At 68.9% G+C, this 15,888-nt stretch carries 14 protein-coding genes and 3 pseudogenes; 6 read left to right on the top strand and 11 right to left on the bottom strand.

The annotated features are described in order from the left end of the window. Nucleotides 1-748: 748 nt before the first annotated feature. Nucleotides 749-991 (top strand): hypothetical protein, encoded by a 243-nt coding sequence (locus tag ACIQ8J_RS31730; RefSeq protein ID WP_403276233.1) that lies wholly within the window; start codon nt 749-751, stop codon nt 989-991. Here the strand turns inward: ACIQ8J_RS31730 and ACIQ8J_RS31725 are convergent. Next, nucleotides 981-1,223 (bottom strand): hypothetical protein, encoded by a 243-nt coding sequence (locus ACIQ8J_RS31725; RefSeq protein WP_403276234.1) that lies wholly within the window; start codon nt 1,221-1,223, stop codon nt 981-983. The two genes, ACIQ8J_RS31730 and ACIQ8J_RS31725, sit on opposite strands and share 11 nt — an antisense overlap. Before the next feature lie 171 nt (nt 1,224-1,394). On the opposite strand from ACIQ8J_RS31725, the gene ACIQ8J_RS31720 reads away from it, so the two are divergent. Next, on the top strand, nt 1,395-1,919 hold the full coding sequence (locus ACIQ8J_RS31720) for a hypothetical protein (RefSeq protein WP_403276236.1): 525 nt from the start codon (nt 1,395-1,397) through the stop codon (nt 1,917-1,919). Nucleotides 1,920-1,942: 23 nt separating this feature from the next. Here ACIQ8J_RS31720 and ACIQ8J_RS31715 read toward each other — a convergent pair whose 3' ends face one another. Both ACIQ8J_RS31715 and ACIQ8J_RS31710 read right to left on the bottom strand, forming a co-directional pair. Further along, nucleotides 1,943-2,107, bottom strand: a complete 165-nt coding sequence (locus tag ACIQ8J_RS31715; protein ID WP_403608031.1) for a hypothetical protein — start codon at nt 2,105-2,107, stop codon at nt 1,943-1,945. A gap of 77 nt (nt 2,108-2,184) precedes the next feature. Next, a pseudogene (locus ACIQ8J_RS31710) lies at nt 2,185-2,319 on the bottom strand (IS1380 family transposase); the annotation flags it as partial. 137 nt (nt 2,320-2,456) lie between these two features. On the opposite strand from ACIQ8J_RS31710, the pseudogene ACIQ8J_RS31705 reads away from it, so the two are divergent. Beyond that, nucleotides 2,457-2,591, top strand: a pseudogene (locus ACIQ8J_RS31705) (IS5/IS1182 family transposase); the annotation flags it as partial. Nucleotides 2,592-2,653: 62 nt separating this feature from the next. Here ACIQ8J_RS31705 and lanL read toward each other — a convergent pair. The 6 genes from lanL to ACIQ8J_RS31675 form a co-directional block, all read right to left on the bottom strand. Continuing rightward, nucleotides 2,654-5,356 carry a class IV lanthionine synthetase LanL gene (lanL, locus tag ACIQ8J_RS31700; RefSeq protein ID WP_403276238.1) on the bottom strand — a complete coding sequence of 901 codons (2,703 nt, stop codon included), beginning with the start codon at nt 5,354-5,356 and terminating at the stop codon, nt 2,654-2,656. Next, the gene (locus ACIQ8J_RS31695; RefSeq protein ID WP_403608029.1) at nt 5,353-6,411 is read right to left on the bottom strand and encodes a radical SAM protein; all 1,059 of its coding nucleotides are present in this window, start codon (nt 6,409-6,411) and stop codon (nt 5,353-5,355) included. Before ACIQ8J_RS31695 ends, lanL begins: the two co-directional genes overlap by 4 nt. Beyond that, nucleotides 6,398-8,101, bottom strand: a complete 1,704-nt coding sequence (locus ACIQ8J_RS31690; protein WP_403276241.1) for an ATP-binding cassette domain-containing protein — start codon at nt 8,099-8,101, stop codon at nt 6,398-6,400. Before ACIQ8J_RS31690 ends, ACIQ8J_RS31695 begins: the two co-directional genes overlap by 14 nt. A 53-nt stretch (nt 8,102-8,154) precedes the next feature. Next, entirely contained in the window at nt 8,155-9,828 is a 1,674-nt protein-coding gene (locus ACIQ8J_RS31685) for an ABC transporter ATP-binding protein (protein WP_403276242.1), read from the bottom strand. A gap of 85 nt (nt 9,829-9,913) precedes the next feature. After that, nucleotides 9,914-9,997 (bottom strand): ALQxL family class IV lanthipeptide, encoded by an 84-nt coding sequence (locus ACIQ8J_RS31680; protein ID WP_223279873.1) that lies wholly within the window; start codon nt 9,995-9,997, stop codon nt 9,914-9,916. A gap of 61 nt (nt 9,998-10,058) precedes the next feature. Then, entirely contained in the window at nt 10,059-11,123 is a 1,065-nt protein-coding gene (locus ACIQ8J_RS31675) for a radical SAM protein (protein WP_403276244.1), read from the bottom strand. A gap of 469 nt (nt 11,124-11,592) precedes the next feature. Here ACIQ8J_RS31675 and ACIQ8J_RS31670 point away from each other — a divergent pair, with 469 nt between their 5' ends. From ACIQ8J_RS31670 to ACIQ8J_RS31660, 3 genes and pseudogenes are all read left to right on the top strand, one after another. Next, nucleotides 11,593-12,342, top strand: a complete 750-nt coding sequence (locus ACIQ8J_RS31670; protein WP_403276245.1) for an IclR family transcriptional regulator — start codon at nt 11,593-11,595, stop codon at nt 12,340-12,342. 631 nt (nt 12,343-12,973) lie between these two features. After that, nucleotides 12,974-13,114 (top strand): hypothetical protein, encoded by a 141-nt coding sequence (locus ACIQ8J_RS31665; RefSeq protein WP_403276246.1) that lies wholly within the window; start codon nt 12,974-12,976, stop codon nt 13,112-13,114. A gap of 44 nt (nt 13,115-13,158) precedes the next feature. Next, nucleotides 13,159-14,028 (top strand): annotated as a pseudogene (locus ACIQ8J_RS31660) (metallophosphoesterase family protein); the annotation flags it as partial. 405 nt (nt 14,029-14,433) lie between these two features. Here ACIQ8J_RS31660 and ACIQ8J_RS31655 read toward each other — a convergent pair. Together ACIQ8J_RS31655 and ACIQ8J_RS31650 are read right to left on the bottom strand one after the other, a co-directional pair. Beyond that, on the bottom strand, nt 14,434-14,580 hold the full coding sequence (locus ACIQ8J_RS31655; RefSeq protein ID WP_403276247.1) for a hypothetical protein: 147 nt from the start codon (nt 14,578-14,580) through the stop codon (nt 14,434-14,436). 396 nt (nt 14,581-14,976) lie between these two features. After that, on the bottom strand, nt 14,977-15,840 hold the full coding sequence (locus ACIQ8J_RS31650) for a DNA-binding response regulator (protein WP_403608027.1): 864 nt from the start codon (nt 15,838-15,840) through the stop codon (nt 14,977-14,979). Nucleotides 15,841-15,888 lie beyond the last annotated feature (48 nt).

Here is a 15,888-nt window from a genome sequence, read left to right as displayed (position 1 = left end):
TCGCTGACGGGGATGGTGTGGATTGGCGGAGGCTGGGGCTTCCCGGCCTGTGCCGGTGGGCGGCGTGCGGGTGTACACCTGATGCAGCGCGTGTGCGGTGCCCCGGCCGGTGACACTGCCTGCGGCCGTGGCTCCCCCGCGGCCGTGGACGTGCCGCCCGGGGGACGTCCTGGAAATGGAGTCGGTGCCCACCGTGACCGGGGCGGTGGATGCCGGCGACAGCGACGATGACCGCGTGCGTCCCGCGGGACCGGCCCCCCCTCACCCGCGGGACGCACTCCCTCGCCTGTCCCCCAGGGGACGGGAGTTCCCCTGGGCGGTGTGGTGACCGCGAGGGTTCACAGCAGTCCTCCAAAACCTCGACTGCCCCCGATCCGCCCGCCCATGCCACGGCCCCGGTGAGCAATGCACTGGAGTTGTTCGCATCAGTGCCAGCCACCGGGTGCAAGGAGGGACGGCACATGCCGGAGGGGCATGGCAAAGATCGGGCGGGCGGCGGCGATACCTCGGCTGCTGGACCTCGACGGCCGTCGGGAACTGACGGCCGCGCATGTACACCTGGTCGCCCAAGCGTTGGGAAAGTCGGAGCGGACCGTGTGGCGGTGGCTGGCCGCCGCCAGGTTCCAGGAAGAGTCATTCGGCGAGATGGGCGCGACGTCTGGGACAGCCCGTCGTTACTGCTGGTGTCCAACCAGTAACGATAAGAAAATCAGCCCTGCCGTACAGGCAATGGAGGACCGAGGGTTCCATGCGTAAGTTCCAGCAGGCCATGATCGCAGCAGCAGTGGCGGCCGGCGGTCTGGCCGCCGCCGGCGCCAGCACCGGTACCGCCTCCGCCAACGAAGGCGTGCACCAGACCGACCACTACCGTCCCTACCAGGAGTGCAGCCCGCAGGCGGGGGCCGAGGCCAACACCCCGCTCAGTGTGCTCGGTCTCTCCGACACTCTGGGCACCATCTGCGGCCAGTTCAACAACGCATTCACTCGCTGAGGTCGGCGGCGCAGCCGAGCCCGACGCTTTCCGCGGGCCCCTTCGGAGTCACCCCCCGAAGGGGCCCCGCAGCAGATCCCGGTCCGCGCCAGCCCGTTGTCCCACCCGCCGCGCCCCAGCCGTCGAGAAAGGCGGCCAGGGCGCGGCGCTGCTCCTGTTCGCGGGCGGCCTGCCGGGCGAGCACCTGGCGGTCGATGTACGGGTCGACGGCGGCGAGGACCAGGCGCTGCAACTCACACCCACTGGGACGACACACCCACGGCCTCGGTGCTAGCGGATGTCTGGGGCTGAGGGGTGAGTCCCCCGCGCGAGGGAGGTGGTCGGGCCGGCCGGATGACGCCCGTGCCTGCCGGCTGGTGACATCGTCAAGGAGTCGGTCCACCTCACCTCACCGGAGCCCGTGATGGCCAGTCAGTTCTCGTCGTCTAACGCCCAGATCGCCGCCCCGCGCTGGGCAGTGTGGGCGGCCTGGGCGACCGTGCTCTGCACGGTGCCCTCGTGCGTGTGGCGACTCTCGCTCGGTTTCGGAGTCGATGTCGGCTTCACCGGCCGGCTCGGTTCGCTGTACACGGGGACGTCGATCATGGTCTACGTGCTGATCCTCTCGGTGGCTTCACAGGCGGCCGCCTGCCTGACGCTGGGCCTGGTGAAGCCTTGGGGCGAGCGGGTCCCGGGCTGGGTGCCGCGGTTGGGCGGCCGCCGCATCCCGCCCTTGATGGCGGTCATACCGGCCGCCGTGGGTGCCGTCGCGGTGACGGGGCTGTGCGCGGCGGTCACGCTGGTGCCGAAGGGGCCGCTGGACCACCCCGACTTCCCGCACGGCACGGCGGGCGTGATCATGGACATCTGCTACGCGCCGCTGCTCGCCTGGGGACCGCTGGTCGCCGTCCTCACGATCGCCTACGCCCGGCGCCGCCGGATCGGCTAGCCCCGTACTCGCAGGTCACCGATTCAGGTCATTGGCCAGCGGGTTTGGGTCACTTCGATGCCGAGGAGGTCGAGGAGGTGGAGTTGGACGCCGCGGGTGATCTGGGCGGTGGGCGGGTCGGTGACGTTGCCGATCCGCGGGGTGAGTTCGCTCAGGTGGTCGAGGACCATTCGGCCGGTGGGTCGCACCCTGCGGTTGTCCGGGTAGAGGCCAGCCATCGTCTGTTCGGGGCCAAGGGCTTGTCTGACCTGGCGTTCGATCAGGCTGCTGCGGATATGGCTTGGTCAAGGCCGGCCTTGTGGACCGTTTCGACCAGCAGGACCGAACCGGCCTGCGAGACCACGGCCCGGCCGTCATTCCGGACAAGGACATGGGGATAGGACCCGATTGGCTGCTTCACCTGAAAAGTGCCTCCGACAGGGGCGGGAGCAAGGACCTCAGCAATCCTCACTCTCACTGGTCAGAGGCACTTTCTGCCTCCCTGATCACCTGCCGGACAGCACGCTTCATGAAAGCGCGAGGCTAGTGCCGCATTAGGCGTACCAAGGAGCCGGCGGCCCCGTCCGGGTGCCCTTCCGGGGCCGCCGGCTCAAACAATGGCAGCGCCGCCACAACACCACCCACGCCAAGATCCGCTGCCCCGGCGAACGCGCCATGGCCACCCTCAAGGGCAATCGATCCCGGCGACCACCCGAAGGGCACGCTCGCGCAGGCTCCTTCGGGATGACGGGCTTTCACCCACAGCGACCAGGCGCGGCAGCCTCCTCGGGCCGCGGCCCGGCCGTGAGGGATCTGGGTAGCCAGAGCCGGGAGCCGCCGTCGCGCAGGCGGGTGAGGAAGGTCAGCACACCGCTGAGGCCGGTACTGAAGCCCGCCGACACCGAAGTGCCCGTTTCGTCGGGCAGGACCAGGCGGCCGTGGCGCAGGGCGGTACGGGGTTGGATGCTCTCCGCGAGCTCCGCCGCCCACTCTCGATAGCGCTTGTCGTCCAGGAGCTCGGCCAGGTCCAGCAGGAAGTCGCCGTCCCCGGCCAGGCCGTGGCACTGGCAGGTTCCCATGTGCCAGCGGGAGCGGCGGACGGCGATGGCCGCCTGGATGGCAAGGTCGGCGTGCCGGTCCTCGCCGCAGTTCTGCCACATCCGGATCAGGAAGCTACCGATCCCAGAGGAGCCGCTGCACCAGTTGGTCTTCAGGAGTCCGCCCTTGTCGTCGCTGGGCCAGTACGCGGCGCCCCGATCGAACCGTACGAGGGAGCCCAGGGTGTCCGCGGCGGCGATGGCGAGCTCCGCATAGCGGGGCTCGTCGGCCGCGTTGCTCGCTGCGAGCAGGAACGTGCCCACGCCGGCCACCCCGTGGGCGAAGCCGTAGTGGACGACGCCCGCCAGGGCCGAGGCGAAGTCAGCGGCGATTGGCCATCTCACCTGGCCGTCGCGGCGTTCGGTGGCCGTGGCGAGCGCGTCGGCCGCGGCCCGCGACCGGGCCAGGAACTGTTCCCCTCCGGTTGCCTCCCAGAATCGCAGCTGGGCGAGGCCCGCTCCGGCAACCCCATGACAGACATCTGGATTCGGCCAACGGACGGGCACCCGTTGGGCAAGGTCCGTTGCCGTGCGGCGAAGCCGTTCGTCGGCGAGGAGCTGGCCGGCTTCCAGCAGTGCCCAGGCCGTTCCGGAACGGCCGAAATACAGGCCGGGCAGCGCGCGTGGTTCGCGTCCGACGCGGCGCGCTGTCCAGTCAGCCGCCACCTGGACGCCTTCCACGAGTGCCGGCTCGCCCTGGCAGCCGCGAATCAGTGCGCCGAGTACGCCGGCGCTGCCGTGTTGGACGTTCAGCGGATCGGTCCCCGCCTCATTGCGTCCTGATGGCCACAGGCGCTGGTCGTTTGCCGGGTCCATGGTGTCCAGCAGGTGAGCGAATCCGTCGGAGATCAGACGGTCCAGGTCGTGGTCGCCGATCCGGCCGGCAGCGGGGGGCGTCTCGGGTTCTTCCTCTCGGACGAGGAGGGCGTGCAGGGCGTCGAGACCGGGGCGTCGCTGCGGAACCGCATCCATGAGGGCGACGATGATCGGTGCCATCAGCCGCGCCGCGGCATTGCGCGGGGCAATCCGCTGGAGCCAGTGGGCGATGCGATCGGCAGTGGTTCGCTCCTGCGGTTCGTCCGGGGCGAGTGCCGGGTCGGCGCCACTGACCAGGTAGAACAAGGTGGCTCCCAGGCTGTACAGGCCGGCGGAAGGTGCGGGGGCGAGCCCGAACGGCGGTGCGCCGAGCCGCTCCGGTGCGGCATAGGCCGGGGTGTGGGAGCGCTTGACCTGGGTGCCGGGCTCAGCGAGCTGCTCTAGGTCGATCAGGCGCAGCTCCCTGTTCTCCAGGATCATGACGTTGTTGGGGTTGAAGTCCTGGGTGACAAAACCGCTGTCCTGCACCAGCCGCAGAAGGTCCACGAGTTCGCAGGCGATGTCGCGCAGTTGGGAGACTGGCCCGCCCCACGCCCCGCCGTCGTCCGGTTCGAGGTTCTCGCGTACCCACTGGCGCAAGGTGACTCCCGGCAGTGATTTCTGTACCAGGAACAGGTCGCCCTGTTGCTCGAAGACGGCGATGGGGTGCGGGGTTCGTCCCGAGGGGGCGAACCGTGCCAGCAGTTCCGCCTCGTGCCGTCGCCGGTCTCGGGTGTCCTGCCCGTCCGGTCCCACTCCGGTGTGTGCCCGTGCCTGCTTGATGACGACCTCGGCCCCGGTCTTCTGATCGGAGCCCAGGAAGACGCCTCCGGTGAAGGCGTGGCGGATGACTTTCCGCACGAGGTAACGGCCGTCTAGCAGCACGGGTTTGGGCGCCGCCGGGGCGGCTTCGGCCATGGGGCGGAAGGGATCGGGCGAAGCCCATGAGGGCGGGGAGAACCACGCCTTGCGCCGGTCGGGCACCAGACGGCCGTCCGGGGCGATCAACATGGCCTCGTAACTGCCGTCGTTGGCCAGCATCGGCACTCCGGTGAACACCCCGAACCGGTAATGCACCAGACTGCCCAGCCGGTAGGGCCGGTCCGAGAGGATCACCGGCCCGGGCAGGCCGGCGGTCGCCCGGTGCAGTTCTTCGGCCAGCTCCCCGAGCTCGTCCTGGTCGCACTCGGGGTACGCGGTGAGGAACTTGCCACCCGCACCCCGGTTGCACAGCCGGGAGCCGAGCTCTTCGACCTGTGCAAGGGTTTTCGCAAACTTGAACGGGCAGGTCCGGCGCAGCAGCACGTCCGCGGCTCTAGCCAGCACCAGGGGTGCGGACAACGGGGTCGCGGAGAGGTGCAGCTTCCATCCCTGTCGGACCGAACGCCCGCCCGGGGGCTCGACGTAGCACCAGAACGTGTCCGGCTTGGCCTGCCAGCCGAGGCCGTCGTGGCGGGCGAGTGCCGCTTGGGCGCAGTCGATGAGCAGCGGATCGTCGACGGTCATGATCGTCCTCGGATCGACGGTGCTGCGGAAAGCTCCGGGCGCCGGTCGATACGGGCCCGGTCGTCATCGGTGCCGAAGCGCCGGTCGATCCGGCGGGCGGCCTCGGCCCACCCCTGCATGGTGCGGACCGGTTCGAGGGTTTCCACCACGAACGGGTCGTGCCAGCGTGCGACCGAGCGCTTCCAGAGCAGTCGCGGGTCGTCCTCGAGGATGTTGCCCACCACGCCCTCGTAGATGCACATCGCCCGCACGGCTCCGTCCGGTTCCACGGCCATCGCGGCGAAGAAGTTTCCTGCCTCGATCCGGTCGGGGTGCATACTCGTGCCCCAGTTGTCGGACAGGGCCAGGTCCAGTGAGGGAGGTGCCAGGGACTTCAGGTGCTCGGCGAGTTCGGGCGAGGCCAGCCAGGCGGCCTGCTCGTCGCTGAGCAGTTCCTGCTCCACGAAGCTCTGACGGCTGGCGAGCCCGGAGGGCACCACCGCGCTGAGGTAGAGGAAGCTCATTTCTGGGAAGCGGGGGGTCACTTCGGTACAGAACCGTTCCAGCTGGCCGAAGCTGCTCCGGAGGACCGTGCTGTCGATTCCGAACATCAGCGGTGGTTCACCGCGTCGCCGTGCCTCGCACGATGCATCGTCCAGCAGCTGCAGCGCCTTCATGGCACGGTCGAACGACCCGGCCCGACCGCGAATCCGGTCATGGACCTCCGCTGTCGCCCCGTCGACACTCATGTGCACCTGAGGCCGCAACCGCAGGATCTCTTCCATCGTTCGCTCCCGCAGCGGCCATCCTCCGGTGTAGAGGTACACCCCGATCCCGGCACTCGTGATCCGTTCGATGATCTCGAAGATCCCCGGCACCACCAGGGCTTCGCCACCCCCCAGCCCGACGCTGTCCGGGGCGAGCGAGATGATCGCGTCCGCGACACGGAGGTTGTCCTCCAGGCCCAGTTGCCGTGACTGTCGCCTGCCCGATTCGGAGTAGCAATGCACACAGCGCAGCGGACAGTTGTAGGTGATGTCCCACAGAATGTAGCCAGGACGGTCAGCAATCAGCATCCTGTTCTCCCTTGTTGCCGGAATACGTGAGCGGACAGCCACGCTCGTGGTCCCAGTTGCCGACCAGGTCGGCATAGAGCGCGGACGCGGCGGCCAACTGGTCATGAGTACCGAAGCGAGCGGTGTCCCCATCCAGCAGGAGCACTTGGTCTCCGCGGCGGGCGGAGCTGATCCGGTGCGCGATGACGATCAGCGTTCCGGGTCGTCGGGCGAATGCGGCCTCGGCCTTCGCCTCGGCTTCCTGATCGAGCCCGGAGGTGGCCTCATCGAGGATCACCAGCCGGGCGGGCGAGAGGTACACCCGGGCCAGCGCGACAAGTTGCAGCTCCCCCTGCGAGAGCTGGGCGCCGCCCACGCCGACCCGGGTGTCGATCCCGCCCAGCCGGTCGGTCACCGGCCGCAGCCCGACCGACACCAAGGCCTCGGTGATCTCGGCCTCGGTGGCCCGGGGCGCCAAGTAGGTCAGGTTTTCCCGGAATGTGCCGGCGAAGACGTACGCCTCTTGCGGTATCAGGGCCACGAATCTTCGCAGTTCGCGCTGGTCGACGCCGCCAATGTCGGCGCCGCCGAGCAGCACCCGTCCACGCTGCGCCGTCAGCAGCCCGGTGAGCAGCCCGGCCAGCGTGGACTTTCCGATTCCGCTGGGGCCGACGATCACCAGGTGGCCCCCCTCCGGCACGGTGCAGTCGAGGTCCTGGACGACCGGAGTGGCGTGCGGCCCGTAGGCGAAGGTGAGGCCGTCGACCTCCAGGTCGTAGGCGTCCGGGGCGGGGTTTGCGCCCGGTGTCCCGGCAGGCTCGGCGAACCCCTCCCCGAGTCGGTTGATGCTCACCGCCATCTCCAGTCCCCAAGTGGCCACGACCTCCAGCATCTTGCGCAGCGCAGGTTCCAGACCGACCGTCAGATAGGTGACCGCGCCAGCCAGCTCGCCGAGGCTCAGGTAGCCGTGGTTCAGCAGTGAAGGAGCGGAAGCCAACAGGACGATCACCGGCAGCTGGCCTCCGATGAAGACCACCAGCGTCCGTGCGGCGGTCGCCCTGGCCAGCGCACGGGCTCGTCGCCGCTGTTCGTCCACGGCCCGGTCGACGTCTGCGATGACCCGGTGCTCGCCCGCGCAGGCGATCGCGTCGCGGACCCCGCGGAAAGCGGTGCCCGCCCGCTGGGCCACTTCCTCCTCGGCGAGCAGCACCGCCTTGTGGCGCGCGGCCAGGCCGGGCAAGAGCATGGCGAACAGCGCCGTCGCCGCCAGCACGAGCCCGCCGCTGATCAAGGCGACCAGCGGGGCGAGCAGGCTCAGGCCCACCAGCGCGGCCACCGAGGCGAAGACGATCTGGCGGATGATGCGGAGCAGGGCGTGCAGGACTTCCCGGACGGTCTGCACCTGTTCGGTGAGCCGGGCGACGGAGGCCAGGTCAGGCGGGCGGGCCGAGTTCACGGCGTCGGCCAGTACCCCCTCCACCAGCGCGATGACGAACGCGTCCCGCACCGGTTCGATGACCGCGGCCATCCAGGGGAAGAGCCGACGTGTGGCCATCGCCCCGACCAGCGCAGCCACCAGCAGCGCGGTGAGTGCCCCGGCGGCGGGCAGCACGTCGTGTGACAGGAAGTGGTCGATCGCCGTGGAGATCAGCAGCCCCGAAGCTCCGACGGGAACGGTCTCGATGACGGACCAGACCAAGATCCGCGCCAAGGTTCCCCGCCGTCGGCGGAGCACACTCAGCAGCAGCGTGTGCCCGGCCCGGTTCACCCAGCGTTCCCGAAGACGGCGCGGTACCGGGGCTCGGCGGCCCACAGGGTGTGATGGGGCGCAACTGCTTGGATACGTCCCTGATCGAGCCAGGCCACCAGGTCGGCCCGCGCCGCCGTGAGAGCACGGTGCGCGATCACCAGCCGGGTGCGGCCGGCCAGACCTTCCATGAACGCAGCAGCCAGTTTGGCCTCGGTGACGGTGTCCAGACTGGAAGTGGCGTCGTCCAGAATCAGCACGCGCCCTTGATGGGCGATCGCCCGGGCCAGCCCCAGCCGCTGCAACTCCCCGCCGGAGAGCGGAGCTTGGTCGAGCCTGGTCTCGAAACCGTCCGGGAGCCGACGGATGAAGTCCTCGGCCTGGGCGATCCCGGCCGCGCGTTCGGCCTTGTCCCTCGCCTGGTTCCCGAAGCCGATGGCGTCACCGATGGTGTCGCCGAGCAGAACCGGGCGGTCGAAGGCGTACCCCACGGCGGCGCGGACGGCGCCAGGGTCCAGGGCACGCAGCGGGACGCCCTCCAGCAGCACCTCACCCTCATCGGGGTCGATCAGCCCGCCCGCGAGCAGCGCGAGAGCGGTCTTGCCACTACCCGACGGGCCCACCACCGCCAGAACGGCGCCGGCCGGTACGTCCAGGCTGACGGCATCCAGTACGGTCCGGTCGCCGTGACGGATCGAGACGCCGCGGAAGGACACCTCGCCCCGTCCGGCGGGAAGTTGGGCCGTCCCTCCGCCGACCGGTGGCCGCTCTGCCAGCAGCTCCTGGACGCGGGCGGCGCCGGCCCGCGCGTCGGCCAGGAAGAGCAAGGTGTCCACCTGCTGGACAAACCCCAGAGCGACGGTGAGGTAGAGGGTCAGCGCGAAGAAGGCGCCCGGGGAGATCCGGCCGTCGGCGACACCCATCCCCGCGACCAGCAGGACGAGGACCCTGATGGCGGTCTGAGCGAACGCCACCTGCCAGGAGACAGCGCGCCGGACCTGCCAGGTGGCCATTCCCGATCGCGCCAGCTCCGGCAGCGGAGACAGGACTCGCGCGACTTCCCGGCGTCCGGTTCCGCAGGCGCGAATGGTCCTGCTCCCGGACACCGCATCGGCCAACCGGGCTGCGATGGCGGAGAGTTGAACGAGGTAGTCGGCGAACGCGCTGGAGGACCGCCGGGCGAGCCGCCGAATCGCGAACGCCAGGGGGGCCGCGGTGATCAGGAAGGTGAGGCCGGCCTGCCAGTCGATCCAGCACAGGGCCACCACCCCGCAGACCGCAGCCAGGATCTCCACTGCAGCCTCGATCAGATAGGGCACCGCCTTGGCCGCCGCGGCGGCGTTTCCGCTCAGGCGAGCGATCAGGTCGCCGAGCGCATGGCGCCAGGATCCGGGCACGCCCAGCATGAACACCTGCCGCACCAGCCGGTACCGCAGCCGACCGAGTACCGAGGTCTCTGCCGAGACCCCCGCTATCTCACCGCCTGCCTCGGCCACCATGCGCAGCAGCAACAGCCCGGCGAACACAAGCAGCACCGGATCGGTGTCACCGCCCGCCAGTGTCCGGTCGACCACACGGGCCAGCGCCACTGGAAGCAGCAGCCCCGCACCCACCGCAACGGCTGTCGCGACGGCCTTGGCCGCTGCGGGCGCAGGCGCGAGCCGAACATGCCGCAAATGAAGGTAAGACATCGCTCCTCCGTGGCCGTCGCTGACAGGGGAGTCCGGCCCACCCCCACGCGCGCTCGATGTGGGAAGCGGGCCGGACAGGTGGCACTCAGCAGGTGCCGCAGCACGGGAACAGGCCGAGCTCGGGCTCGGGCTCCTCCAGGACCTGCAGGGCGGTCACGTCGAATTCCATGCGAATACACCCCCTTTCAGCATCGCAACGAATGAACTGCTTCCCGCCGAGCATTGCGTGTTCATCCAGCAGGAAGGGCTTGAGGAAGTGCGGGCGGACGGGCGTCGATACGAGCACGGTCGTCGTCCGTGCCGAAGCGGTAGTCGAGTCGGCGAGTCGCCGCAGCCCAGTCCTTCATCGTGTACACGGACGAAAGGGTTTCGATCACGAATGGGTCACTCCACCTCGCAACCGAGCGCTTCCACAGGTCCATCGGAGGATCCGTGAGCAGGCTGCCCACGGTGCCCTCGTATATCGCCATCGCCCGTACTCGGCCGTCCGGTTCCACCTGCATCGCGGGGATGCGGCCTTGGGCGAGGAGGTCGGGGTGGTAGCGCAGCAAGCGATTATCGGTGACCGAGATGTGGACCGATGGCGGCACGAGGGAGCGCAGCCATTCGATGTGCTTGATATCGACCAGGAGGTCGGCCTGCTCATCGGTGAGGAGTTCATGCTCGGCAAATCCGGACCGGCTGGCAAGCCCGATCGGCATGGCCGCACCGAAGGACAGCTGATGCAGTTCCGGAAACCGCGGAACAATATCGGTGCAGAACAACTCCAGTTGGCCGAAGCTGCTGCGTACGATGGTGGCATCCAGCGCGAATGTGCATGGCTTGGCATGACGGGCCCGCTGGCGGACGGCCCACCGGTCGAGCAGCGCCAGGGTGGCCATGGCACGGTCGAAGGAGCCCACCCGGCCGCGGACCGCGTCATGGACCTCGGCCGTCGCGCCATCGACGCTCACGCTGACCCCTGCGCATTTCGCCAGTACGTCCTCGACCACTGACCGGCGCACGGACCATCCACCGGTGTAGAGGTGGGTCTCCACGCCGCCGTCGACCATGCAGTCGACAACCTCCTGCAGGCCTTTCACCACCAGGGGCTCGCCGCCAGCGAGAACGATGGCTGCCGGATGCAACGACAGCATTGCCTCCGTGACCCGCAACATGTCCACGAGGGAGAGCTGCCTGGAAGCGCGCCGTCCCGATTCGGAATAACAGTGCGTACATCTCAGCGGACAAGCATAGGTGATGTCCCAGACGATGACGTTCGGACCACCGGAGATGGTAGCCACTCGGCTCGACATGAATCACTCCTTGTTCGCCAGGCGCAGTCGTGCGGCATGCATTTATCGCAAGGACCTCTTTCGGTCGAGATGGTGACGCCATCGCCGAACCGTTCTCCAGGTACGTCTTCGCGTGCCGGATGCGGCGATCCGCATTCACGTACAGCATTCATCCGCAGGGGCATATTTTCTGGCCCGATCTGCGGTTCGTAATACCGAGAATCGAAGCGGCGCCCAGCCTAGCGAAGCCTCACCGGCAGGGCGAATCACGGTCCATTGAACGGACCGTTCACACCAGCCACTCAATCCACACACGCCAGAACCGTCGGTTCACCCTCTCCTGCCGCAGCAGAACCAGACTCACCAGAGATGAATATCGAACACATCCGGAATTGATAATTTCCAGTTCCGCTGCCGGGCCGGACATTTATCACGCGTTTAGCCCCGCCTGGTGAAATTGCTTCCAACGCTGAATTAAAGGAGACGTCGGATGGTCGGCTCCACGGCAGAAATCGCAGGTGAACGGCCGTCTCGCGGGCGCGGAGTGCTGGACGGCGCCTTTGCGTTGCTGGAAGCTCTCGGGGAGGCGGAGGAAGCCGGACTCACAGCACTGTCGGCCAGCAGCGGACTGCCCAAGGCCACGGCGTACCGGCTCCTGGAGCAGCTGGCCGAGCTGGGCGCGGTTGAGCATCGTGGCTGCCGCTACCGGATAGGTTCTCGGCTGTTTCGTCTCGGCCTGGGGTGGCAGCCACATCCACGACTGCGCGCCGCGGCGGACACCCCGATCCGGCAGCTGGCAGCCGCCACGGACGCCTCGGTCGCGATCTGTGTGCTGCGAGAGGGGCGGACCCTGGCCGCCTTCGGTGTTCCAGGCATGGTGGACCACCTGGCCCCGGTCCGCTCGGGCGCAAGCTGGCCGTGGCACACCGCCGCAGGCAAGGTTCTGGTGGCATTCTCCCCGCCCGAGGCGCCTCTGAGCTCTCTGCCCGCGTCCTGGTCGCGCGAGTCTTCCACGATCCGGGAAACGGGGGTGTGCCTGGACCGGGAGGAGCTGATCACGGGGGTGTGCTGCGTAGCCGCGCCTGTGACCGCCCAACACGGCGACATCGTCGGAGCGGTCTGCGCCATGACCGCGCCCTCGCAGGACATCACCAAGATGGCGAACGCCGTCCAACGTGCCGGACGGATTGTCAGTGCCGGGCTGCGGCGCCCGTCAATCAGTAACACCCTGCTTCGGTGAGGCTCCCCTACGGCGGCCACCAGGCTGGAGAAGGCGCGGTGAGAGGAGAAGGGCTGTGCTCCACCGTGCGCGAAGCGCTCACGCCCCCTTCACCGAACTCCGCGACTCACCGCGAGGCCTGCCACAAGAGCCGTGAGGGCGCACTCCAGGTGCATTGGGGTCGCTAAGGCGTGTTTGAGATGTTGATCATGAGTGAGCGTTTTCCAACCTCGCGGTGCCGACCGCGAGGTTGGAAAACGCTCAGTGATCACCACAGGATTCGTCACACGGGGCGTTCTCCAGCATCCAGTTCACCGCCCGCCGGCTCGCAATCCGCACCGCCAGCCGCGGCCGCACCAACACGGGACCGGGCCTGGCGCCGCCTTCGGACGGGGCGGCTCCACGGGCTTCTTCGGCGAAGGCGGAGTCTTCGGCGGGCGGTCGGGGCGGTGGCTGCTCCCCGGCATCGGCGTCCGGCGGCGCTGCCAGAACTGCCTCCCCGCAACCGGGTGTTCGGGCCCAGGGTCCGTGCTGCTCAGCGTAGACCTCCCCCTGAACGCCAGGAGAGCAAACGCATCCAGCCGCATCAGGACCCGCGCTTCCCCGGGGCGGGTTCGACCTCAACCACAGGAAGGAGAAGGAGTTCGAGTGGATGACGAAGTACTCCAGCAGCCCTGCTGACGAGATTCCCACAGCACTCGAAGCCTTCGACCGCTTCTTCCCCCTCCCGAACGGCTGGCTCGCCGCGCCCACGTCCGGTGGATCAGTCAGTGATCGAGCAGAGCGGCATTGACGGGTCCAGGACTGCCCGGCAGGATGCGCTGGGCCGTCGCCGTCATGGCACATGAGACCCGGGGAAGGGACACAGTGGCGAAAGGCACGCTGTACGCCATCAGCGATCTGCACGTCGAGTACGCGGAGAACCGGGCCGTGACCGAGTCGCTGTGGCCGCGCTCGGACGAGGACTGGCTGATCGTGGCGGGCGACGTCGCGGAAAGCCTTGCGGAGATCGAGTGGGCGTTGACCCTGCTCAGTGACCGGTTCGCGAAGGTCGTCTGGGCGCCCGGCAACCACGAGCTGTGGACGCCGCCCGAAGACCCGGTGGACCTCCGCGGCGTGGAGCGCTATCTGCACCTGGTCGACCTGTGCCGCCGGCTCGGTGTCGTCACCCCCGAGGATCCGTATCCGGTGTGGCAGGGCGATGGCGGCCCGGTGACGGTGGCTCCGCTCTTCCTGCTCTACGACTACTCGTTCCGCGTCCCCGGCGCCACAACCAAGGAAGAGTCGCTGCGCCTGGCCCACGCGGCCAAGGTGGTCTGCAAGGACGAGTACTTCCTGCACCCCGACCCCTATCCCGGCGCGGACGCCTGGTGCCATGCCCGTCTTGCCGCCACCGAGCAGCGGCTGTCGGCGCTCTCCCCGGACCAACGCACGATCCTGGTCAATCACTTTCCCCTGACCCGGGAGCCGACCGATGTCCTGCACCACCCCGACTTCGCCCAGTGGTGCGGTACCGAACTCACCGCGGACTGGCACACACGGTTCCGGGCCGTCACCGTCGTCTACGGTCATCTGCACATCCCCCGCGTCATGCACCGCGACGGCGTCCGCTTCGAAGAGGTCTCGCTCGGCTGCCCCCGCGAATGGCAACCCCGCCCGGCCCGCGCCCCGTTGCGTCAGATCCTCCCCACACCGCCGCGCCCCGCGGGCGGTGACGAACTCGCCGCCACGATGCGCGCCGTCCTGGAGCGATGCGCCGGGAGTGCCACGGACGACCGCGCCCTGGTCACGACCGCGCTGCGTCGCATGAGTGGGGAGCTCATGAGCCTGGTGACCGAGGAGAGCGGGGCAATGGCCCTTGACCGTCCGCCGCTGGGCGACATCTTCGCGTACGCCATCACCGTGAAGGCCGCCCTCGACCGGCAGGAGGAGCAGGGGACGGACGAGGCTGCCCTTCGCAAGACCGGGCATGAACTCCTGACAGCACTGGACCAGGCATTCCCGCAGGGTTGAAGTCGCCTGCAACCACGGGCGATTGAGGCGAGCAGCACTCCGCACCGTGCCGACGCTCACCGCCGCGGCCCGCCCGGGAGACCAGACGGGTCGCCCCCCTCACCTGGGCGGGCAGGTGCTCGACGGGTAGACCCAGAGCTCGACGAAGCCGGCTGCGTAGCGGTGGCTCTCACCCGGGCTGAGGCACCAGGTGGCACCCGACTTGCCCTTCGTGCGGACGGCGAACCGGGTGTGGTTGGTGGCCACGGTCGCGATCGGGATGCCTCGGTCGGCGGTCCGGTTGTACTGCGGGCTGGAGAAGGCGTCCCGGTACAGGTAGTTGGCCTAGGCCGTGGAGTTGGCGATGCAGAAGTAGTCCTGCGGGCATTTCAGTGCCGCCGTGGTCCGGCTGGGCGTTTGGGCGGCGTGGGCCGTCTGGCTGGACGGCAACGCAAGGGCTGCCGTGGCGAGCAAGACGGCTGAGATGGTGCGTCCTTGCATAGAGGGGTTCCTTCCGGGGTGCTTCGGCACGGGAGTTCCGGGGCTGAGAGCCGATGTCACCGGCCACACACGACGCTACGGTCCGACTCCGTCCAGCTACAGCCAGTGGCGAGTAGGTGCCACCGGTTGAGCCGTCAACCACGCCGGGATGGAGGGGGCCCTCTACAGCCACCCGCGGCGGGCCGCGGCGGCGCCGGCCTGGAACCGGCTGGCGACACCGAGCAGGGCGAGCAGTTCGGCCACGCGGCGACTGTAGGTGCGGCCGGTGAGACCGAGCCGCTGGCAGGCGGCTTCGTCGCTGGGCTCGGTCAGAAGCGTCTTGAGGACGCCGGACAGATGCGCGGGAGGGCCCTCGAATCCGTCATCGATACGGTTGCCGGACTGCCACAGGCTGCGGTGGACACCGGAAAGAGCGTTGACCACCGCCGGGTCACGGATCAGAAGGATGCCGTTGCTGAGGATCCAGCCGTCCAACGGCAGGACGGCCAGCCGCCGGTCGAACAGCAGCAGCTTGTAGGGAACCTGCTCGACCAGCCGGGCCTTGCCGCCACTGCCCCACTGAATACAGCCGATCGCCGGGTTCTGCGCGAATCCCTCCTGCGAGGTGATCTGGACGATGTCCACCCCCCGCTCCAGCGCATCGCGCTGGAAGTCGCCGCACCGTGCCATGACCCGTTGCGGCAGGCCGCCGTTGAACGCCAGCACACGAGCGGGATCGTCCAGACTCGCCACCTCGCCCACGGCCCCCCTGAACAGGCCTGTAACGGTCTCCCACACCCGGTCGTACCTGGTCACCGCAACAGAGGGAGGCCGCACCCCACGGCGGGCGCCGGACTGCGACTGGTCCCACACCCGGCCCAGATCACCCTGCTCTGCGACCACGTCGGGCAGGCTCACCGCTGCATTGTCCATGGGTTCACCGGCCTGCGCGTCGAAGGGCCACACGGCACCCGGCAGCCTCTGGGTGCCGCTTTTCATCGTAGGGCGATCGTCCGTTTCGGCCGGGCCGAACGCCCCGATGGACATGGCCCGGTACAGGACCGACCTGCCCGGACCAGCCATCCGGCCGTCGGC

The sequence above is a fragment of the Streptomyces sp. NPDC094147 genome (genome assembly GCF_044764265.1).
GTDB lineage: Bacteria > Actinomycetota > Actinomycetes > Streptomycetales > Streptomycetaceae > Streptomyces.
The sequence above is the reverse complement of the archived record's forward strand: the minus strand, read 5'-3'. Positions and strand labels throughout refer to the sequence as shown.